Below are 20,105 nucleotides of genomic sequence, written 5' to 3'. Positions count from 1 at the left end.
CATTTTTCGAGAGATCAATGCTCTTCGTATTGCGTGAACGACGGGTCGGCCAGATCGGTGAAGCGGGTAAATTCCGACTGGAAGGCGAGCTTCACCGTGCCTGTCGGCCCGTGGCGCTGCTTGGCGATAATCACGTCGGCGGTGCCCTTCACCGCCTCGAACTTCTGCTTCCACTCTTCGTATTTCGGGTCGAACTCGTCGCGCGGCTCCATGTTCTTCACGTAATATTCCTCGCGGAACACGAAGAGCACGACGTCGGCGTCCTGCTCGATCGAGCCGGATTCGCGAAGGTCGGAGAGCTGCGGGCGCTTGTCTTCGCGGCTTTCCACCTGTCGCGACAGCTGCGACAGCGCGATGATCGGCACGTTCAGTTCCTTGCCCAGCGCCTTCAGGCCGGTGGTGATCTGGGTGATTTCCTGCACGCGGTTGTCGCTCGATTTGCCCGAGCCGGTCATCAGCTGGATATAGTCCACCACCAGGCAATCAAGTCCGCGCTGGCGCTTCAGGCGGCGGGCGCGGGCAGAAAGCTGGGCGATCGAGATACCGCCGGTCTGGTCGATATAAAGCGGCGTCTTCTGCATGGTCTGCGAAAAACCGACCAGCTTTTCGAATTCGGCTTCGGAAATATCACCGCGCCGGATCTTCGACGAGGACACGTCGGTCTGCTCGGAAATGATACGCGTGGCCAGCTGCTCGGAGGACATTTCCAGCGAGTAGAAGCCGACGACGCCGCCGTTCCTCGCCTTGAACGATCCGTCCGCCTGAACCTCCGGCTCGTAGGCATGCGCAACGTTCCAGGCGATGTTGGTGGCAAGCGAGGTCTTGCCCATGCCCGGGCGTCCGGCCAGAACGATCAAGTCGGAGCGCTGCAAGCCGCCCATGCGGGCATCGAGCGACTGGATGCCGCTGGAAATGCCGGACAGATGGCCGTCGCGCTCGAAGGCCTGTCCGGCCATGTCGATCGCCAAGGCGACGGCATCGTTGAAGGCCTGGAAGCCGCCGTCGTAGCGGCCGGTTTCGGCCAGTTCGAACAGGCGGCGTTCGGCATCTTCGATCTGGCTTTGCGGCGGCATGTCGAGCGGCGCGTCATAGGCGATATTGACCATGTCCTCGCCGATGGTGATCAGCGAGCGGCGCAGCGCCAGGTCGTAGATCGCGCGGCCGTAGTCTTCGGCATTGATGATCGAGACGGCTTCGGAGGCGAGGCGGGCAAGATATTGCGCGACCGTCATGTCGCCGACCTTCTCGTCGGCCTTCAGGAAGGTTTTGATCGTCACCGGATTGGCGGTCTTGCCCATGCGGATGATGTCGCCGGCGACCTCGAAAATCTTGCGGTGCAAGGGTTCGTTGAGATGAACCGGCTTCAGGAAGTCGGAGACGCGGTAAAAAGCATCATTGTTGACGAGGATAGCCCCCAGCAGGGCCTGTTCCGCCTCAAGGTTGTTCGGCGCCTCGCGATACTGTGCTTCGGCCTGATCCTTGGCGATGGGTGCAAGTCTGCGCGCGATCTCGTTCATGGCGTCCCGTCTCTGTCTGTCGTCATTCTCTGGTGTGCTACCGGTTTGCGTGTCCCGTCACTGTGCGTCAATGACCTGGCTGCAACAGTGGCCGCCACATTGGATGCGGCGGCAAGCCGTCACCGTTGTTCACAGGCCCTGATGGCCGAATGCGGAAAAACTGCCGATACCGGCATTTCCTGTTGACCGGATTTCAGCCGAATCGGCGCCTGTGTCCATTCTATCGCGACTGGCTGCTATGCGCAGAGGTTTTGGCCTCTATCTATCGCGTGACTTGAAAAGCGTGCGGCGTTGAACTAAGTAGGACCATAATAGATAGCATACTACTAATATGAAAAAGGTATGAAATGCCCAACTCTGCCGTTAATCGCGAACTCTTCGATGCGCTGGCTTCGGTGAACCGCAAGCTGCGGGCGCTGTTTGATGCGCGGGTCAAGGCGCGGGGGCTAACACTATCGCGGGCCAGAGCGCTGTTTGCCCTGTCCAAGCGCGACGGCCTCAACCAGCGCGAACTGGCCGACGAACTCGGGATCGAAACGCCAACGATCGTGCGCCTGCTCGACGGTATGGAGAAACAGGGCTTCATCGAACGCCGGGTCGAAGCCAGCGACCGCCGCGCCAAACAGATCCACATGACCGCCCGTGGCCGCAATATCGCCGGTGAAATCGACAAGCTGGCCTGCGAAATCCGCGAGCAGGTCCTGGGTGGCGTCGATAACAAGGACAAGGCCATTGCCCTGCAGGTCGTCAGTCTGATGGCCGGCAATCTCGTCTCCATCGGCAGGGATTGAGCGGAGATGAGCACGGTGACCGAAGACAGCGCGAACGGCAACCGCATCGCGCCCGAAAACCCGCTCGCCGCGCCAACACAGCCCATTCAGCCACCGCCTGAGCCGATGAGCCCGGCAAGGGCCGCCATCTACATGGCATCGTCGCTGCTTCTGTTTCTGACGCAAGGCTTGGGCATGAACCTGCTCAACGCCAATATCTACCAGCTTCAGGGCTCGCTCTCGGCAACGACCTCGGAAATCGCCTGGCTTTCGGCCGCCTATATCGCCCCCTATGCGTCGATGTCGATCGCACTGTTCAAGATCCGCATGCAATATGGTCTTCGCCGGTTTGCCGAACTCAGCATTGTCTGCTTCGTGCTAGCCTCCGTTCTCAATATCTTCGTCTCCGATCTGCATTCGGCAACGGTCGTGCGGTTTCTGAGCGGCATGGCGGCCGCACCTTTATCGACACTCGGCTTTCTCTACATGCTCGAAGCGTTTCCAGCCGCCCGCAAGCTGTCGGTGGGCTTGAGCCTTGCCCTGATGAACACGACGCTGTCGGCACCCATCGCCCGCATCATTTCGCCGCCGCTGATGGATCTCGGCGGCTGGCATGCGCTCTATACGTTCGAGATGGGACTGGCGCTGATGGCGCTGCCGGTCGTCTACCTCCTGCCGCTGACGCCGCCGCCGCGGGCCAATGTCATCCAGAAGATGGATATCTTGAGCTACCTCCTCCTGGCCATCGGCTTCGGCTGCCTTGCCGTCTTCCTGACGCTGGGACGGCTCTACTGGTGGTTCGAAGTGCCGTGGCTCGGCGTGCTCCTGGCTGGCTCCATTGCGGCCCTGACGCTGATGGTCGCTCTCGAGCTGCCGCGCAAAATGCCGCTGATCGATTTGCGCTGGGTGTTTTCAAGAGAAAACATGCACATGGCCGGCATCCTGCTGTTGTTCCGGGTGGTGAGCTCGGAGCAGACCACGACGGCTGCGAATTTCTACATGCAGCTTGGCCTCATCAATGACCAGACGCAGACCATGTATACGATCATCCTGCTCGCCTCGATTGCCGGAGGCCTGGTCTGCACGGTTCTCATGCTGACGCGCTATGTCGAAACCGCGCATGTGCTGGCTCTGGTGCTGATTGCCTGCGGCGCTTTTCTCGATAGCCAATCGACCAGCCTGACCCGGCCGGAGCAGATGTATCTGAGCCAGGCGATGGTGGCGGCGGGCGCGGCCATGTTCCTGCCGCCGGTCATGTCCAAGGGATTTGCCACGGCGCTTGCCAAGGGCGCGCCGTTCCTTGTGAATTTTCTGGTGATTTTCCTGTTTACCCAGAGCATCGGCGCACTGGTCGCGCAGGCAGCGCTTGGGACGTTCGTCACGCTGAGGGAGAAATTCCATTCCAATGTCCTGGTCGAACACATCCTTTTGACCAATCCCTTCGTTGCCCAACGCGTGTCGCAACTCTCTGGTTCTTATGGCAAAGTCATTACCGACAAGTCGCTGTTGAATGCCGAAGGTTTGCAATTGCTGGGCCAGCAGGTGACGCGCGAAGCCAATGTTCTAGCTTATAACGACGCCTTCCTCGTCATTTCCGTCGCCTCCGCCATTGGCCTTGTCCTTCTGCTCGGACATCTCACTTGGCGCCGGTTCGTTCCGCACACGGCAGCCGCACCTGCGGTTGCCACCCCGTCCTGATACGTCCAGAGTTCATCCATGCTGAAGACATTCCGTTCCCCCACGACCCTTTTGACGCTGCTGGCAGGCCTCGCCGGCGTGCTCCTGGTCCTCTACGCCTGGCGCCTGCCGCCCTTCGCCACCACGGTCGAGATGACCGACAATGCCTATGTGCGCGGCTATGTGACGGTCGTCAGCCCGCAGCTGTCGGGCTATGTCGCGGCAGTGCCGGTCCAGGATTACGAGGCGGTGAGGGCAGGCCAGGTTCTCCTGAAGATAGACGACCGGATCTATGCCCAGAAACTGGCGCAGGCCAAGGGCACACTGGATACGCAAAAGGCGTCGCTGTCCAATTCCTATCAGCAGGAGCTCTCGGCAAAAGCGAGCATTGCAGCCAGCGAAGCCCAGCGCGACAGCGCCGTCGCCACGCTGACACGGGCGCAGCAGGCCTGGGACCGCATCAAGCCCCTCTCTGAAAAAGGTATTGCCACATCGGTCGATCTCGATACCGCCCGGGCAACGCTGGAGCAGGGACGGGCAGGCGTCGATCAGGCGACGGCGGCCATCGAGGTCTCCCGCCAGAACCTTGCCACCACGATCGGCTCGCGGGCCGGGCTGGAGGCTGCGGTCCGCAGCGCCGAAGCCGCCGTTCAGCTGGCGCAGATCGATCTCGACAACACCACGATCACGGCGCCGCAGGACGGCCGGCTCGGCGAGGTCGGCGCGCGGCTTGGCCAATATGTGACGGCGGGCACGCAGCTGATGGCGATCGTTCCCAAGGATGTCTGGATCATCGCCAATTTCAAGGAAACCCAGCTGGACGGCATGAAGATCGGTCAGCCGGTCGTCTTCAATGTCGATGCGCTGAACAAGGCGCGGTTGAAGGGGCATGTCGAGCGGTTCTCGCCAGCCGCCGGTTCCGAGTTCAGCGTCATCCGCGCCGACAATGCCACCGGCAATTTCACCAAGGTCGCCCAGCGGGTCGGCGTCCGCGTCTCGATCGATCCCGCCCAGCCGCTGGCAGACGCCCTGGTTCCCGGCATGTCTGTGGAGGTGCACATCGACAAGGCCGCCGAACCGCAGGCCGTCAATTAGGGCGTCCGTAGGAAGCTCTGTTCCCGCATCTCTTGAAATGCAAAAGGCCCGCGAAAAATCGATCGCGGGCCTTTCGTTATGCCTTGTCAGGCCGGGCACCACTGGGGTGCCCGCTGCTGTGACGATTACTCGTCTTCGCCGTCGAATTCGGCTTCCGGGTTGAAGAAGTCTTCCGGCTTCAGGGCGTCTTCGTCAACGCCGTAGATGGCGTCGGCCGATGTCAGGCTTTCGCCCTTCTGCTGGCGTTCTGCTTCTTCAGCCGAACGGGCAACGTTCATCTGAACCTTGATTTCGACTTCGGAATGAAGGTGCAGGACAACGTCGTGCAGGCCGATGGTCTTGATCGGGTTGTTGAGATCGACCTGGTTGCGGCCGATGTTGAAGCCTTCGGCGGCCAGAACGTCGACGATGTCGCGGGCAGCAACCGAACCGTAGAGCTGACCGGTTTCGCCGGCCGAACGCACGACGATGAAGGACTTGCCGCCCAGCGTTTCGGCAACGGCCTGTGCTTCGGACTTGCGCTCGAGGTTACGGGCTTCAAGCGTCGAACGCTCGGCTTCGAAACGCTTCTTGTTGGCTTCGTTGGCGCGCAGCGCCTTGCCGAGCGGGAGCAGGTAGTTACGGGCGAAGCCGTCGCGAACCTTGACGGTTTCGCCCATCTGGCCGAGCTTGGCAACGCGTTCGAGAAGAATGACTTGCATGATAGTGTCCTTTCGTTTGTCTGTTTTAGAGGTCTTTTGTGTCAGTCTCAGTGGTTTTCCCCGCCGGTGACAGCGCGATGGCGCGCCGCGTGTCCATCAGACCCGACAGGAGAAAGAAGAATGCCGGGATCGTGAAGATCAGCACCGACAGATAGCCAAGCCACAGCACCGGAAGCCGCCAGGACTTGCCGCGTGTGCGAAAATGAAAGACGGCAAAGCCGGCAAGCAGGAAGCCCGCGCCGAACGTGCCGCAGACGAGCGCGCCGATGGTCGCCAGAAGGCCGCCCATGAAGGCAAGCAGCAGGCCGCCGAGAAAGGCGAAGATCGAGAAGCGGTGCATGCGCAGCGTCGAGGGCATGTCCTCGCGCGGACGCAGGCTCTTGCCGGATGTCTGGACGATGCGGGTGGCGATGTAATAGGCCGCAAACAGCATCAGCACCCAGACCGCACCCTGGATCATCGGCAGGGCGATGGCGAAGATCGACTTGATCTGGGCGATGGCGGCGGCATCCGGATTGTAGCCGGGTTCCTGCGCTTTCAGCGCTTCCATAACGATGTCGATCATCCGGTCGGACATCGCGCCGTCATAACCGATGATGACGCCGACGATCAGCATGCCGAGCGTGACCAGCAAAGCGAGATGGGTAAGGATATCCGAGAGCGGATACCAGGCCAGCGCGCCATCCGGGCCGCCAAGCTCGGACGCGGGGCGCGCCAGATTGGCAAGATGGCTGAGCCACGCGGCCGGGATCAGCGTGATGACGGCGATCAGAAGGGCAAAATAGGGAGAGACGAGCACGGTGCCGGTAAGGCCCGCAACGATAACGGCGGTGATGGCTGCGGCATTGCCCCAGCCAAGCCCGGCAATCAGGATCGGCAGCGCAGATGCGGCATAGAGAACGATCGCCAGCGACGACTGCGTGTTCGCGCCAAGCGAAAGCAAGGCGGCGGTCACGCCGGCAAAAGCGCCGGTTAACAGCGATGTCTGGTTCAATGTCTTCACGGTTCGCTGTCCTGCTATCAAGCAGTTAGAGGCGTTTCCTGAATCAGGAACTGAGCCCCAACATGGGTTTTAGCGCTGGATGCGCCGGCGTTTCCGATCCGCGCCCAACGCGGAAGGGAGAAGGTGAGGCGATGCCACCGGCTGTTCGCCTCACCTCGAGTCAGTTTCCGTCGAGTCAGAAACCCAACGGAGAGTCATGAATTCCAGATTGCCTATGCCTTTCCTTGGAGCGGGGCTCCAAGGGGACATGCATTAGGACATGACGTAAGGCAGGAGGCCGAGGAAGCGGGCGCGCTTGATGGCCTGGGCCAGTTCGCGCTGCTTCTTCTGGGAAACTGCCGTGATACGCGACGGAACGATCTTGCCGCGCTCGGAAATGTAGCGCTGCAGGAGACGGATGTCCTTGTAGTCGATCTTCGGAGCGTTTGCACCGGAGAAGGGGCAGGTCTTGCGGCGGCGATGGAACGGGCGGCGTGCCGGAGCGGACAATGTATCAGCCATAATCTTTTCTCCTTATGCCCGGTCTTCGCGCGGACGGCGCGGCCGGTCTTCACGATCACCACGGTCCGGACGCGGACCACGGTCGCCGAAGCCACCACGGTCAGGACGGTCGCCGTCACGGCGCGGACGGTCGTCGCGGTCGCGCTTCTGCATCATGGCGGACGGGCCGTCTTCATGCTTTTCAACAGCGATGGTCATGTAACGAAGGATGTCTTCGTTGATGCGCATCTGGCGCTCGATCTCATGAACGGCCGGTGCCGGAGCATCGATGTCCATCAGAACGTAGTGAGCCTTGCGGTTCTTGGCGATGCGGTAGGTCAGGGACTTGAGGCCCCAGTTTTCGACGCGCCCGACTTTTCCGCCATTAGCTTCCAGTACACCCTTGTACTGTTCGACGAGAGCGTCGACCTGCTGTGCGGAAATATCCTGCCGGGCAAGGAATACATGTTCATAAAGAGCCATGAGGCTTTGCCTTTCTTGCGTTAATCGTCACCCGGACCCCAGCGGCTAAGCCTCAACGACTGTTCCAGTGGCTGCATGCAGCCGGCAAGAAAGTGTTGTTTCGAGACGGTCGAGAGCGGAGACACGGGAGGCTGGACCCCTTTAGGTCCTGACAGGTCTCTTAAGGAAACCGGCCCTCCGTTCAGCCACCAGCCAGAAGACCGGGTGTTGCGAACAGCGCGCTTATACGCATTTTTGGGCGGGAAGCAAGGGGTGGGGGCCGTTTTGGGGGGCGCTGGCGGGAGTGCGCGAATTTATGAAGTTGGCCGCAGGGACCCCCTCTCTTGCAAAATCTAAGGCTTAGCTGCGCTAAGATCTTGATTTTGCTTTCTCCCCCGCGAAGGGGGAGAGAGGGCTTTGGCGTCCGCTGTTACCCTCCCCTTGAGGGGGAGGGTCGGAGCAAAGCTCCGGGGTGGGGTGATCCGCCGCATATGCCATTGATCATGATGTGCGCGGTCGGTCACCCCCACCCGCCACTGCGCCGCGACCTACGCCTTCAAGGGTGAGGTAAAACGTCGGCCTCTTCACTTTCCAAACCAAGTTTTTACCAGTTTTCGAACCGTCTTCCATTGCAACCGAAATGAAACTTTTTCGCTGCATGCTAGGGCGTCGATATGACATCGAGATGTGGGAATTTCTTATGCCGAGCAGTGTGCAATCCAGTTGCGAAAGCCAGTTTGGAGCAGCGAAGGCGGATGGCGGCGGGCCGGTTTTGCATGCAAGTGAGAATTCCGAGCAGTTTCACCGGCTGCAGAACCTGTTTGACAAATCGTTCAAGGCGGCCCGCGTCGGGATCTGGGAATGCACCCTGCCGGACGAAACACTGACATGGACCGATACGGTCTATGAACTGTTTGAGCTGGAGCCGCGATCGGCGCTGGTACGGGAGGCGACCGTTGCGCTCTACATGCCGGAATCCCGCCGGAAACTGACCGAGGTTCGCAGTGCCGCGATCCGGGATGGCGACGGGTTCACGCTCGACGCCCAGATCGTGACCGCCAAGGGCAACCTTAAATGGATAAGGATTACCGCGATCGTCGAGCGTCATGACGGTCAGCCGGTGCGGATATTCGGCATGAAACAGGATATTACGGCCGAAAAGACCCTTTTTGAACAGATTCGCCGTCTGGCTGAGACCGATCCCGTGACGGGACTGGCATCGCGGACAAAGTTTGACACCGCGTTCGACGAGGCCGTGACCGCCAGTGCGACGGTTCAAAAAGCGCTTCTGCTCATCGATCTCGATAGTTTCAAGGCCGTCAACGACCGGTTGGGACACCAGGCCGGGGACGAATGTTTAAGGGACGCCGGCCGGCGGATTTGCGAGGCAACCCCCGATGCGTCGGCAATTGCCCGCCTAGGCGGCGACGAGTTTGCCATCATCCTCGATTGCGAATCGCGGGAAAGCCTCGACGCCGCTGCCCGGCGCGTCGCGGGCAAGCTGGAATGGTGGGTCGGCTCTTATCCCGACAAGCTCAAAGTCAGCGCCTCCGTCGGCGCCGCGATGATCCTGCCGGGCATGGCCGCCAAAGATATTTTTGCCGAAGCAGACAGGGCTCTGTATGCCGTGAAGGCGAAGGGCAAACACAACTTGGGCCTATCCGCAGAGCCCGTCAGGGTTGCAAGCGTGGCCTGATGAAGGTTTGTTATATACCCCTGATGATTTTATCGCGGCCGCCAAGATTGCGCGAGGCCATCCGGGTTTTCTAACCATTCAGATCGGGCCTCGCTTATCCGTTCGACCCGCTCAAATCGGCGCCGGATATTTCTTGTGCAGCTTGGCAATACCCTTCAAGACTTCCGCCGGGAGCGTCACGTCCTTGGACGCCAGATTGGTTTTCAGCTGGTCCATGCTGGTAGCGCCGATGATGACGGAGGTCATGAAGGGGCGGGTGAGGCTGAAGGCGAGCTGCATCTGGGCGAGGTCGAGACCGTGGCTGCGGGCAAGGTCTGCATAGGCCTGGACAGCCGGTTCCTGATATTCGGTGTAGCGGCCGCCGAGATCGCCGTTGATCGACAGGCGCGAGCCGTCCGGCTTGGCGCCGTTCAGATACTTGCCGGAGACAAGGCCCGCAGCGAGCGGCGAATAGGCGAGCAGGCCGACATTTTCATGATGGCTGACTTCGGCAAGGTCGAGGTCGAAGGCGCGGTAGAGGAAATTATATTCGTTCTGCAGCGAGGCAATACGCGGCAGGCCGTGTTTTTCGGCCAGCGCCAGCATCCTCATCGTGCCCCAGGCGGTATCGTTGGAGAGGCCGACGGCGCGGACCTTGCCTTCCTTCACGAAGGCGCCGAGCGTTTCGAGGATCGCATGCAGGTCCTCGATCACGGCGGACGTGTCCTGCCGTGAGGGATCGTAGGTCCAGCACTGGCGGAAATGGTAATGGCCACGGTTGGGCCAGTGCATCTGGTAGAGATCGACATGATCGGTCTGCAGGCGCTTCAGGCTGATCTCCAGCGCCTCGCGCATGGTCTTTGGACCGGCCGGCGTGCCATTGCGGATATAGGGGCGGCCGGGACCGGCGACCTTGGTGGCGACGACGATCTCGTTGCGCTTGCCGGACGCCTTCAGCCAGGTGCCGATATAATCCTCGGTCAGCCCCCGCGTTTCGGGACCGGCGGGTGTAACGGGATAGAGTTCGGCGGTGTCGAAGAAATTGACGCCTTCGCCGACGGCATAATCCATCTGCTCATGCGCTTCCGCTTCGCTGTTCTGCGTGCCCCAGGTCATGGTGCCCAGGCAGATTTCTGAAACCTTGATGCCGGTACGGCCGAGTGTCTTGTATTTCATGATGCTCAACATGCCTTAAAACGTGTCCGGCGGCGAATGTAGAGCCTGTTTGCTGCAGCGCAAGAGAAAAGCGGTTGCCGTGCACAGGCAGGCGCTTTAGGCCTCAAAAGCTTGACTTGCGGCCCAGGAATGTGAATGGAGAGGAAAAACCTGCGGCCTGCCTTATGTTTGCCGGCAATGGGTTGGAATGAAACGGCGCGGCACAAGCGCGTATGACGGGGATACACCTCATGGCAATCGCATTCACATTTCCAGGACAGGGCAGCCAGGCGCTCGGCATGGGCAAGGACCTGGCAGATGCCTTTCCGCAGGCGGCCGCCGTCTTTGCCGAAGTGGACGAGGCGCTAGGCGAAAAGCTCTCCGATATCATGTGGAACGGCCCGGAAGAAACGCTGACGCTGACGGCGAACGCCCAGCCGGCGCTGATGGCGGTGTCGATCGCGGCCCTTCGGGTTCTGGAATCCAAGGGGCTCGACCTGAAATCCAAGGTCTCCTATGTCGCCGGCCATTCGCTCGGCGAATATTCGGCCCTGTGCGCTGCCGGAACGTTTTCGCTCGCCGATACCGCGCGGCTCCTGCGCATTCGCGGCAATGCCATGCAGGCGGCCGTTCCCGTTGGTAAAGGCGCGATGGCGGCGATCATCGGGCTGGAGCATTCGGATGTGGATGCCGTGTGCATTCAAGCCCAGGCGCTCGGCTCCTGCCAGATCGCCAATGACAATGGCGGTGGCCAGCTGGTGATCTCAGGCGAAAAGGCAGCCGTCGAAAAGGCCGCGGCGCTTGCAACAGAGAAGGGCGCCAAGCGCGCCATTCTTCTTCCGGTCTCCGCCCCCTTCCATTCCAGCCTGATGGCCCCGGCCGCCGATGCGATGCGTGAAGCGCTGGCAACTGTTGCAAAGCACGATCCGGCCGTGCCGCTGATTGCCAATGTGCGCGCAGCCCCCGTCACCGATGCCGGCGAGATCGCCACACTTCTGGTCGAGCAGGTCACCGGTCAGGTCCGCTGGCGCGAAACCGTCGAATGGTTTGCCGCCAACGGCGTGACGACGCTCTACGAGATCGGCTCCGGCAAGGTCCTGACCGGCCTCGCCCGCCGCATCGACAAGACAGTCACCGGCATCGCCATCAATTCCCCCGCCGATATTGATGCGGCGATTCAGATTTTGCTGGGGTGAGAAATGAGTGAGTAGTGAGTAGGAATTAGTCAGTAGTAAGTAGGAGTTAGTCAGTAGCGAATAGTAAAGCGCTGCCGCAAAATGCTCGTCCTATTCACTAACAACTACTGGCTACTTACTATTCGCTATTCGCTATTCGCTACCGCCCCATTCGCTGTAAAAAGAGGAAAAACAACCATGTTCGATCTTTCTGGCCGCAAGGCCCTCGTTACCGGTGCATCCGGCGGCATTGGCGAAGAGATTGCCCGCATCCTGCATGCCCAGGGCGCGATTGTCGGCCTGCACGGCACGCGCGTCGAAAAGCTGGAGGAGCTGGCCAATTCGCTCGGTGAGCGCGTCCATCTGTTCCCGGCAAACCTTGCCGACCGCGCTGCCGTCAAGGCGCTCGGCGAAAAGGCCGAAAGCGAGCTCGGCGGCGTCGATATCCTCGTCAACAATGCCGGGATCACCAAGGACGGCCTGTTCGTGCGCATGAGCGACGAGGACTGGGACGCGGTTCTGGAAGTCAACCTGACCTCGGTCTTCCGGCTGACCCGCGAGCTGACGCATCCGATGATGCGCCGCCGCCATGGCCGCATCATCAACATCACCTCGATCGTCGGCGTCACCGGCAATCCGGGACAGGCCAATTACTGTGCGGCCAAGGCCGGCATGATCGGCTTTTCCAAGTCGCTCGCCCAGGAAATCGCCACCCGCAACGTGACGGTCAACTGCGTGGCGCCGGGCTTTATCGAAAGCGCGATGACCGGCAAGCTGAACGACAAGCAGAAGGACGCCATCATGGGCGCCATCCCGATGAAGCGGATGGGAACCGGCGGCGAAGTCGCGTCCGCCGTCGCTTATCTGGCCTCCAACGAGGCGGCATACGTCACCGGACAGACGATCCACGTCAACGGCGGCATGGCGATGATCTGATCGCGTCGTGCAGGCCGTCAAAGGCCTGTGCCGCCACGTTTTTGCGTCAATCGCGAACGTGGGGGTCAAATACCGGGAATTGCATGTTGACCAAGCCATTCCCGGCGATTTTCGGACTTTGCGGCAGACTTAAACCGTGTTAAGCGGGCCATGACTGTGCGCAGTCGATCGAAGGATATGTGGTATATGCGGGCTTCGGCCGGCATGGATTGCCCGCTTTCGATTGAACGAATTGCCGGACGGATCGTCTTGATCTGTCAGGCGTTAATAGGGTACCGGTGTCAGCACGGCATCGTTGAGAAAAACAAAGGTCGAGGAATCCGACATGAGCGACGTAGCAGAACGCGTAAAGAAAATTGTTATTGATCATCTTGGCGTCGATGCCGAAAAGGTTTCGGAAGGCGCAAGCTTTATCGACGATCTGGGCGCTGACTCGCTCGACACCGTCGAACTGGTCATGGCATTCGAAGAAGAGTTCGGCGTCGAAATTCCCGACGATGCAGCGGATTCGATCCTGACGGTCGGCGACGCCGTCAAGTTCATCGAAAAGGCACAGGCCTAATCACAGGCCGTGTCCGGCGGGGCGCCTTGCGGCCCGCCTTTCGTCCCCTCCAACGGGACGGGCTCCCGTTCGGGAGCCAAAAGCATGATCGAGGAAAGCTTGTAGAGCTTCCGTACCTGAGATCACGCAAGTACAGCATCACGGAAAAGGATGTACGGATCCGGTTTTTTGCGTAAGGGTCCGGTCCGGTTCTGGAACGAACAGGCAGGATGGATCGCGGGCATGAGACGTGTCGTTATCACCGGTACCGGCATGGTATCTCCCTTGGGCTGCGGGACCGAAGTGTCCTGGTCGCGGCTCATCGCCGGCGGCAATGCCGCCCGCCGGGTGACCGAATTCGAAGTCGATGACCTTCCTGCAAAGATTGCCTGCCGCCTGCCGTTCGGCGATGGTACCGATGGCACCTTCAATCCCGACAATTGGATGGAACTGAAGGAACAGCGCAAGGTCGACAGTTTCATCATCTATGCAATGGCCGCAGCCGACATGGCGCTTGACGACGCCGGCTGGCATCCGAAAACCGACGAAGACCAGATCGCCACCGGCGTGATGATCGGCTCGGGCATCGGTGGTCTCGAAGGCATTGTCGAAGGCGGCATCACGCTGCGCGACCGCGGCCCGCGCCGGGTATCTCCCTTCTTCATTCCGGGCCGCCTGATCAACCTTGCCTCCGGCCAGGTCTCGATCCGCCACAAGCTGCGCGGCCCCAATCATTCCGTCGTCACCGCCTGTTCCACGGGCGCCCACGCCATTGGCGACGCGGCGCGGTTCATTATCATGGGCGATGCCGACGTGATGGTTGCCGGCGGCACGGAATCGCCGATTTCGCGCATTGCGCTGGCTGGCTTTGCCGCCTGCAAGGCGCTGTCCACACAGCATAACGACGACCCGGCCAAGGCCTCGCGCCCCTACGACAAGGACCGCGATGGCTTCGTCATGGGCGAGGGCGCAGGCATCGTCGTGCTCGAAGAGCTCGAACATGCCAAGGCGCGCGGCGCCAAGATCTACGCCGAAGTGGTCGGCTATGGCCTGTCGGGCGACGCCTTTCACATCACTGCGCCGGCCGAAGATGGCGACGGTGCCTATCGCTGCATGCAGATGGCCTTGAAGCGCGCCGGTCTTTCGGCTGCCGATGTCGATTATGTCAACGCTCACGGCACCTCGACCATGGCCGACACGATCGAACTGGGCGCCGTCGAGCGCGTCATGGGCGAGCACGCATCCAAGGTCTCTATGTCCTCCACCAAATCGGCGATTGGCCACCTCTTGGGTGCTGCCGGTGCCGTCGAGGCGATCTTCTGCGCGCTGGCGATCCGCGACAATGTCGCGCCGCCGACACTCAACCTCGACAATCCCTCGGTCGAAACCAAGATCGACCTGGTCCCGCATGTGGCGCGCAAGCGCGAGATCAATGTCGCCGTGTCGAACTCGTTCGGCTTTGGCGGCACCAATGCCTCGCTGGTTCTGCGCCGTTACGCTGATTAAACTGCCGACGGGTGGCCGGATGGCGGCCCGTTTTGATGCGTACCCGCTGCCCGGCATCGTCTGTTTGCACGATAATTCTCCCGTTATCGTGCTTTTGCCGCATTGCTCAGTTCAAACATGGCATACGGAGGATTGCGACTGAGCCGGTTTCGTCAGCCCCGTGGCTTTTTGGCCATGCTGACACAAGGCCTATGGCTTAGCTTCGCTACAATCGTGACAAGGTGATTCTCATTCCTGTTTCTCTTCTGGAGTTCGCATCGGGGATGGAGACGTGCATGACGCGAATTCCAGAAACAGGACTCCAGTGAACGACGCAAACGAAAACAACGCAGCGCCTTTCGGCCGCAACGAGGCGGGCAATAATGGCCCGATCATCCCGAAATCGGCGAGCGAAGCTCTTCGTCCGGAAAAAGTCCCGCAGCCGCCCCGGCGCTCGCGCAAGGCCAAAAGCCAGGTCGTTATCTTTCTGAATTTCCTGATGACCGTGATCGTCTGCCTGACGATCGCCGCAGCGGGCACGGTGTATTATGCGATGTCCGCCTATGAGGACCAGGGCCCGCTGACCGCCAACACCAATTTCATCGTGCGCAACGGCGCCGGCATCCAGGAGATCGCCAGCAGCCTCGAGCGCAACAATATCGTCTCCGACGGCCGCGTCTTCCGGTTCATGTCGGAAGCCTATCTGGAAGACAATGATACGCTGAAGGCTGGTGAATACGAGATCAAGGCCGGTTCCTCGATGCAGGAGATCATGCAGCTCCTGAAATCGGGCAAGTCCATCCTCTATTCGGTGTCGCTGCCGGAAGGCCTGACCGTCAAGCAGATGTTTTCGCGGCTGGGCAGCGATCCGGTGCTGGAGGGCGACTTGCCGGCGCAGGTGCCGGCCGAGGGCACATTGCGTCCCGATACCTACAAGTTTTCGCGCGGCACGAAGCGGGCTGAAATCGTCGCGCAGATGGCGGCGGCGCAAAAGCAGCTGGTGGATCAGATCTGGGAAAAACGCGATCCCGACCTGCCGATCGCCAGCCGCGACGAATTCGTCACGCTCGCCTCGATCGTCGAGAAGGAAACCGGCATTGCCGACGAACGCTCGCGGGTCGCCTCGGTCTTTATCAACCGCCTGGAAAAGGGCATGCGGCTGCAGTCCGATCCGACGATCATCTACGGCATCTTCGGTGGCGATGGAAAACCGGCCGACCGGCCGATCCTGAAATCGGACCTGGAGAAGGACACGCCCTATAATACCTACATGATCCGGGGCCTGCCGCCGACGCCGATCGCCAATCCGGGCCGGGCAGCGCTCGAGGCCGTTTCCAATCCCTCGCGCACCTCGGATCTCTATTTCGTCGCCGACGGCACGGGCGGTCATGTGTTTGCAGCCACGCTCGACGAGCACAACAACAATGTCCGCCGCTGGCGCAAGATCGAGGCCGAAAAGGCCGCTGCCGCAAAGGCGGCGGAGACGGCACCGGCTCAGGAGTAACCTGGCCTTTATCAGGCTTGTGGATGACACGGCTCCGGTACGCTTGACCCTTGCGGTTGACCGTACCGGAGCCGTACACATTCATGATCAATTCAATGTTCCCAAGCCTTCTTCGCCGGTTAACGCGCGGATGCTGGCGGGGCGGGAGGACGAGACGATGCCGCTGCAATCCATGACGGGATTTGCCCGCCGCGAGGGGACCTGCGGGCGCTATCGCTGGGCGTGGGAACTGCGCTCGGTCAACGGCAAGGGGCTGGATCTGCGGCTGCGGCTGCCGGCCGGCACCGAGCATCTGGAAACGGATGTGCGCAAATGTGCAGGCGACAATTTTTCGCGCGGCAACATGCAGGTCAACCTTACGGTTTCGGCCAGCGAAACCAGCGTCGAGCCGGTCATCAACCAGGGCGCACTTTCGGCCGTCCTGTCTTTGCGCGAACAGCTTCGTGATGTCATCGATGCGGCGCCACTGCGCCTCGACACGCTTTTGTCTATCCGCGGCATCGTCGATTTTCGCGAGCCGGAGGAACAGGAGGGCGAGCGCGCCGCGCGCGACAGCGATATTCTTGCCGGGCTGCGGCTGGCAATTGCCGACATGACAGCAATGCGCGAGGGCGAGGGTGTGGCGCTCTACAGGGTGCTTCTGGAACAGATCGACAGGATCGAGACGCTGACCAGCGGCATCGAGGCTGACCCGTCGCGCAGCGTGCCCGTCATCACCGCACGCCTTGCCAGCCAGATCGCATTGGTGATGGACGGCGGCACCAAGGTCGATCCGGACCGCCTCTATGCCGAGGTGGCGCTGCTGGCCGCCAAGGCCGATATCCGCGAGGAGATCGACCGGCTGCGGACCCATGTGGCGGCTGCCCGCGACCTTTTGAAAAAAGGCGGACCCGTCGGCCGCAAACTCGATTTCCTGTCCCAGGAATTTAACCGCGAATCAAATACCATCTGTTCCAAGTCGAATGCAGCTGCGGTCACCGCCGCGGGTATCGAACTGAAGGTCGTCATCGACCAGTTCCGTGAACAGGTCCAAAATCTGGAGTGACCATGAGCCCCGTGAGCCAAACTTCAACCAAAGCCATTCAGCGCCGCGGTCTCATGCTGGTGATCTCCTCGCCTTCGGGGGCCGGCAAATCGACCATTGCGCGCAATCTGCTCGAGTCCGATCCGCATATGAGCATCTCGGTCAGCGTGACGACGCGCAAGCGGCGTCCAAGCGAGATCGACGGGCGGCATTATTTCTTCAAGTCGATCCGCGAATTCGAGGGGCTTCGCCAGACCGACGCGCTTCTCGAATGGGCCGAGGTGCACGGCAATTTCTACGGCACGCCGCGCGATGCCGTCGAGGCCGCCATGTCGGAGGGACAGGACATGCTGTTCGATATCGACTGGCAGGGCGCCCAGCAGCTGCAGGAAAAGATGGGCGGCGACGTCGTCTCGATCTTCATCCTGCCGCCGACCATGGCGGAGCTGCAATCACGCCTGCACCGCCGCGCCGAAGACACCGAAGAGGTCATCGCCACCCGGCTGGCCAATTCCCGCTCCGAGATCGAGCACTGGCTGGAATATGACTATATCGTCGTCAACGAGGACCTCGACAGCGCCTTCGCCTCCGTCCAGGCCATCGTCGAAGCCGAACGGCTCCGCCGCGACCGGCGTCCGGGGCTGTTCGAGTTTGTGAATGGCTTGCTGACGGAAACGCCGAAACTTTGATATTTTTAGGCTGTGTATTGTCTGAGGAAAGGCCGTTACTGCACGTTGGTGGGGGCGGCACGCTCAGAATTCGCGGCAAGCCCCCCTCATCGCCTCGCCTAGGCTCGGCACTTCTCCCCGCTGGGGAGAAGGGGGAGACCGGGGTTGCCGCTGAAGGAAATTCGCCAATCTGCTTGCGGCGCTGACCTCAGTAATCGTCCGACGGGAGTTGCCGCGCACTCCCTCTTCTCCCCAGCGGGGAGAAGGTGGCCCGCAGGGCCGGATGAGGGGGCGGCGCTCTCAGAATTCGCGGAAAGACCCCCTCATCGCCTCGCATGCGCTCGGCACTTCCCCGCTGAAGAGAAGGGGGGAGACCGCCGTTTATAAACAATTCGCCAATCTGCAGAACTCTTCCACCGACAGCGTTTCCGCCCGGCGTTTTGGGTCGATCTCGGCCTTGGCGAGCAGCGCTTCGCCGCCGATGGATTTGACGCTTTGGCGCAGCATCTTGCGGCGTTGGCCGAACGCGGCCATCGTCACTTTTTCGAGGTCTGCGGCAGCGCATGGGATCGGGTTTTCGATCGGTTCGAGATGCACCACCGAGGAGGTGACCTTCGGAGGTGGTGAGAAGGCCTGGGGGGGCACGTCGAAGGCCATGCGTGCATGGGTGCGCCAGCCGCACAGCACGCCGAGGCGGCCGTAGTGATCGTCATCGGCCTTGGCAACGATCCGCAAACCGACTTCGCGCTGGAACATCAGCGTCATCGACTGGTAGAACGGCGGCCATGCCGCCGGTAAAAGCCAATTGACCAGAAGCTGGGTGCCGACATTATAGGGCAGGTTGGCAATGATCTTGACCGGGCCGTCGCCGGCAAGCTCTTCGGACGGCGTCTTCAGCGCATCGCCTTCGATGACGTCGAGGCGGCCGGGGTAGAAATCGGCGATCTCGGCAAGGGCGGGCAGGCAGCGGGCGTCGCGCTCGATGGCAATCACCTTCTTGGCGCCGAGCGACAGGATGGCGCGGGTGAGGCCGCCCGGACCCGGGCCGACCTCGATCACCGTCACACCCTCCAGCGGCCCGGCCGTGCGGGCGATCTTCTGGGTGAGGTTGAGATCGAGCAGGAAGTTCTGGCCAAGCGCTTTCTTCGCGTCGAGGCCGTGGCGGGCAATCACGTCGCGCAGCGGCGGCAGGCCGTCGATCGCCGCCATCAGGTCTGCCCCCGCATAGCGTTGCCGGAAAGCTCCTGCGCCAGACGCAGGGCTGCCAGCACGCTGTCGGCGCGGGCAATGCCCTTGCCGGCCAGGCTGAACGCGGTGCCATGATCCGGCGAGGTGCGGATGAAGGGCAGGCCGAGCGTCACGTTGACGCTGTCGTCGAAACCCAGCGCCTTGGCCGGGATCAGCGCCTGATCGTGATACATGCAGATCGCCACGTCATAGGTGGCGCGGGCGCGGTCGTGAAACATGGTATCGGCGGGCAGGGGGCCGGTTATATCGACACCTTCCGCTCTCAGCCGCTCGATGGCGGGACGGATGACGGCATCGTCTTCAAGACCGAGCGCGCCGTTTTCCCCAGCATGCGGATTGAGGCCGGCAACGGCGACACGCGGAGAGGCAAGGCCGAAGCGCTCCTTCAGGTCCCGCACAGTAATCGCGCAGGTCCGGTAGATGAGATCACCGGTCAACTGGTCGGGCACATCCTTCAGCGGAATATGGATCGTCACCGGGACGGCCTTCAGCTTCGGTCCGGCCAGCATCATCACCGGCAAGAGCGGCTTACCGGTCAGGCGCGCCCCGAGATCGGCGAGAAATTCGGTATGGCCGGGAAATTGAAAGCCCGCATCGTAGAGCACGGATTTGGCGATCGGATTGGTGACGATGGCGGAGGCTGCACCGTCCATGGTGAGCCGCACGGCGGTTTCGATGGCGCCGGTGATAGCGCCCGCATTGGCGGAATCCGGAAGGCCCGCATGGACCGGGCTGGCGCAGGCCACCGGCAAAACCGGAAGCGCGCTGTCGAAGACGGCGCAAGCCGCAGCGCAATCGGTCTCGCGAACCGCGATCTCGTGGCCAAGCGCGCGGGCGCGTTCTGCGAGAGCCGACGGGTCGCCGATCAGAATGAACGGCGGCGTCTGCCAGGCCTGGCGATTGATCCAGGCGTCGATGGTGATGTCGAGGCCAATCCCGGCGGGATCGCCCATGGTCAGGGCGAGCGGCCTGTCGCGCGTCGGGCTCAT

The 20,105-nt window shown here is 61.4% G+C and carries 19 protein-coding genes; 11 read left to right on the top strand and 8 right to left on the bottom strand.

Annotation, left to right across the window (positions count from 1 at the left end):
- Positions 1-14: 14 nt before the first annotated feature.
- Positions 15-1,517, bottom strand: a complete 1,503-nt coding sequence (locus ASD32_RS28300; protein WP_060641352.1) for a replicative DNA helicase — start codon at positions 1,515-1,517, stop codon at positions 15-17.
- 347 nt (positions 1,518-1,864) lie between these two features.
- Here ASD32_RS28300 and ASD32_RS28295 point away from each other — a divergent pair, with 347 nt between their 5' ends.
- Genes ASD32_RS28295 through ASD32_RS28285 form a run of 3 tightly spaced genes read left to right on the top strand, consistent with a single transcriptional unit; the run spans position 1,865 to position 5,059 of the window.
- Positions 1,865-2,308: a MarR family transcriptional regulator gene (locus ASD32_RS28295; protein WP_060641351.1), complete on the top strand. Its 444-nt coding sequence runs from the start codon at positions 1,865-1,867 to the stop codon at positions 2,306-2,308.
- A 6-nt stretch (positions 2,309-2,314) separates the two neighbouring features.
- Positions 2,315-3,985: an MFS transporter gene (locus tag ASD32_RS28290; protein WP_060641350.1), complete on the top strand. Its 1,671-nt coding sequence runs from the start codon at positions 2,315-2,317 to the stop codon at positions 3,983-3,985.
- A gap of 18 nt (positions 3,986-4,003) precedes the next feature.
- Positions 4,004-5,059 (top strand): HlyD family secretion protein, encoded by a 1,056-nt coding sequence (locus tag ASD32_RS28285; protein WP_060641349.1) that lies wholly within the window; start codon positions 4,004-4,006, stop codon positions 5,057-5,059.
- A 125-nt stretch (positions 5,060-5,184) separates the two neighbouring features.
- Here the strand turns inward: ASD32_RS28285 and rplI are convergent, their stop codons facing one another.
- The 4 genes from rplI to rpsF all read right to left on the bottom strand — a co-directional run bounded on the left by rplI (position 5,185) and on the right by rpsF (position 7,726).
- Complete coding sequence (gene rplI, locus ASD32_RS28280) at positions 5,185-5,760, bottom strand: 50S ribosomal protein L9 (protein ID WP_060641348.1); 576 nt, start codon at positions 5,758-5,760, stop codon at positions 5,185-5,187.
- A 25-nt stretch (positions 5,761-5,785) separates the two neighbouring features.
- The gene (locus ASD32_RS28275; RefSeq protein WP_060641347.1) at positions 5,786-6,763 is read right to left on the bottom strand and encodes a DUF2232 domain-containing protein; all 978 of its coding nucleotides are present in this window, start codon (positions 6,761-6,763) and stop codon (positions 5,786-5,788) included.
- 252 nt (positions 6,764-7,015) lie between these two features.
- Complete coding sequence (rpsR, locus tag ASD32_RS28270) at positions 7,016-7,264, bottom strand: 30S ribosomal protein S18 (protein WP_037107250.1); 249 nt, start codon at positions 7,262-7,264, stop codon at positions 7,016-7,018.
- Positions 7,265-7,276: 12 nt separating this feature from the next.
- Positions 7,277-7,726, bottom strand: a complete 450-nt coding sequence (rpsF, locus tag ASD32_RS28265; protein WP_060641346.1) for a 30S ribosomal protein S6 — start codon at positions 7,724-7,726, stop codon at positions 7,277-7,279.
- A gap of 679 nt (positions 7,727-8,405) precedes the next feature.
- Between rpsF and ASD32_RS28260 the strand changes: the two genes are divergently transcribed.
- Complete coding sequence (locus ASD32_RS28260; RefSeq protein WP_082546974.1) at positions 8,406-9,401, top strand: diguanylate cyclase; 996 nt, start codon at positions 8,406-8,408, stop codon at positions 9,399-9,401.
- A gap of 111 nt (positions 9,402-9,512) precedes the next feature.
- On the opposite strand, the gene ASD32_RS28255 is transcribed toward ASD32_RS28260, so the two are convergent.
- A complete protein-coding gene (locus tag ASD32_RS28255; RefSeq protein ID WP_060641446.1) occupies positions 9,513-10,556 on the bottom strand; it encodes an aldo/keto reductase in 1,044 nt (347 codons plus the stop codon).
- 230 nt (positions 10,557-10,786) lie between these two features.
- On the opposite strand from ASD32_RS28255, the gene fabD reads away from it, so the two are divergent.
- The 7 genes from fabD to gmk all read left to right on the top strand — a co-directional run bounded on the left by fabD (position 10,787) and on the right by gmk (position 17,889).
- Entirely contained in the window at positions 10,787-11,731 is a 945-nt protein-coding gene (fabD, locus tag ASD32_RS28250; RefSeq protein WP_060641345.1) for an ACP S-malonyltransferase, read from the top strand.
- A gap of 177 nt (positions 11,732-11,908) precedes the next feature.
- A complete protein-coding gene (fabG, locus tag ASD32_RS28245; RefSeq protein ID WP_060641344.1) occupies positions 11,909-12,646 on the top strand; it encodes a 3-oxoacyl-[acyl-carrier-protein] reductase in 738 nt (245 codons plus the stop codon).
- Positions 12,647-12,971: 325 nt separating this feature from the next.
- Positions 12,972-13,208 (top strand): acyl carrier protein, encoded by a 237-nt coding sequence (locus ASD32_RS28240; RefSeq protein ID WP_018327362.1) that lies wholly within the window; start codon positions 12,972-12,974, stop codon positions 13,206-13,208.
- A 222-nt stretch (positions 13,209-13,430) separates the two neighbouring features.
- On the top strand, positions 13,431-14,693 hold the full coding sequence (fabF, locus tag ASD32_RS28235; protein WP_060641445.1) for a beta-ketoacyl-ACP synthase II: 1,263 nt from the start codon (positions 13,431-13,433) through the stop codon (positions 14,691-14,693).
- Positions 14,694-14,997: 304 nt separating this feature from the next.
- Positions 14,998-16,176 (top strand): endolytic transglycosylase MltG, encoded by a 1,179-nt coding sequence (mltG, locus tag ASD32_RS28230; RefSeq protein ID WP_060641343.1) that lies wholly within the window; start codon positions 14,998-15,000, stop codon positions 16,174-16,176.
- A 157-nt stretch (positions 16,177-16,333) separates the two neighbouring features.
- A complete protein-coding gene (locus tag ASD32_RS28225; protein ID WP_060641342.1) occupies positions 16,334-17,221 on the top strand; it encodes a YicC/YloC family endoribonuclease in 888 nt (295 codons plus the stop codon).
- A gap of 2 nt (positions 17,222-17,223) precedes the next feature.
- Positions 17,224-17,889: a guanylate kinase gene (gene gmk / locus ASD32_RS28220; protein ID WP_060641341.1), complete on the top strand. Its 666-nt coding sequence runs from the start codon at positions 17,224-17,226 to the stop codon at positions 17,887-17,889.
- Positions 17,890-18,249: 360 nt separating this feature from the next.
- Here the strand turns inward: gmk and rsmA are convergent, their stop codons facing one another.
- Positions 18,250-19,077, bottom strand: a complete 828-nt coding sequence (gene rsmA / locus ASD32_RS28215) for a 16S rRNA (adenine(1518)-N(6)/adenine(1519)-N(6))-dimethyltransferase RsmA (RefSeq protein WP_060641340.1) — start codon at positions 19,075-19,077, stop codon at positions 18,250-18,252.
- Complete coding sequence (gene pdxA, locus ASD32_RS28210; protein ID WP_060641339.1) at positions 19,077-20,105, bottom strand: 4-hydroxythreonine-4-phosphate dehydrogenase PdxA; 1,029 nt, start codon at positions 20,103-20,105, stop codon at positions 19,077-19,079. The genes rsmA and pdxA overlap by 1 nt, the downstream gene beginning before the upstream one ends.

It is taken from the genome of Rhizobium sp. Root483D2, from assembly GCF_001426685.1.
GTDB classification, from domain to species: Bacteria; Pseudomonadota; Alphaproteobacteria; order Rhizobiales; family Rhizobiaceae; genus Pararhizobium; species Pararhizobium qamdonense.
Note: the sequence above shows the minus strand (reverse complement) of the source record. Positions and strands in the feature narration are given on the sequence as shown.

Coding starts and splice junctions, on each gene's coding strand:
- fabF (WP_060641445.1), top strand. CDS start 13,431: ATGAGACGTGTCGTTATCACCGGTACCGGCATGGTATCTCCCTTGGGC.
- ASD32_RS28240 (WP_018327362.1), top strand. CDS start 12,972: ATGAGCGACGTAGCAGAACGCGTAAAGAAAATTGTTATTGATCATCTT.
- rsmA (WP_060641340.1), bottom strand. CDS start 19,077: ATGGCGGCGATCGACGGCCTGCCGCCGCTGCGCGACGTGATTGCCCGC.
- fabG (WP_060641344.1), top strand. CDS start 11,909: ATGTTCGATCTTTCTGGCCGCAAGGCCCTCGTTACCGGTGCATCCGGC.
- rpsF (WP_060641346.1), bottom strand. CDS start 7,726: ATGGCTCTTTATGAACATGTATTCCTTGCCCGGCAGGATATTTCCGCA.
- ASD32_RS28290 (WP_060641350.1), top strand. CDS start 2,315: ATGAGCACGGTGACCGAAGACAGCGCGAACGGCAACCGCATCGCGCCC.
- ASD32_RS28285 (WP_060641349.1), top strand. CDS start 4,004: ATGCTGAAGACATTCCGTTCCCCCACGACCCTTTTGACGCTGCTGGCA.
- ASD32_RS28300 (WP_060641352.1), bottom strand. CDS start 1,517: ATGAACGAGATCGCGCGCAGACTTGCACCCATCGCCAAGGATCAGGCC.
- rpsR (WP_037107250.1), bottom strand. CDS start 7,264: ATGGCTGATACATTGTCCGCTCCGGCACGCCGCCCGTTCCATCGCCGC.
- ASD32_RS28260 (WP_082546974.1), top strand. CDS start 8,406: ATGCCGAGCAGTGTGCAATCCAGTTGCGAAAGCCAGTTTGGAGCAGCG.
- rplI (WP_060641348.1), bottom strand. CDS start 5,760: ATGCAAGTCATTCTTCTCGAACGCGTTGCCAAGCTCGGCCAGATGGGC.
- ASD32_RS28295 (WP_060641351.1), top strand. CDS start 1,865: ATGCCCAACTCTGCCGTTAATCGCGAACTCTTCGATGCGCTGGCTTCG.
- fabD (WP_060641345.1), top strand. CDS start 10,787: ATGGCAATCGCATTCACATTTCCAGGACAGGGCAGCCAGGCGCTCGGC.
- pdxA (WP_060641339.1), bottom strand. CDS start 20,105: ATGAGCCCGACGCGCGACAGGCCGCTCGCCCTGACCATGGGCGATCCC.
- ASD32_RS28225 (WP_060641342.1), top strand. CDS start 16,334: ATGCCGCTGCAATCCATGACGGGATTTGCCCGCCGCGAGGGGACCTGC.
- ASD32_RS28255 (WP_060641446.1), bottom strand. CDS start 10,556: ATGAAATACAAGACACTCGGCCGTACCGGCATCAAGGTTTCAGAAATC.
- gmk (WP_060641341.1), top strand. CDS start 17,224: ATGAGCCCCGTGAGCCAAACTTCAACCAAAGCCATTCAGCGCCGCGGT.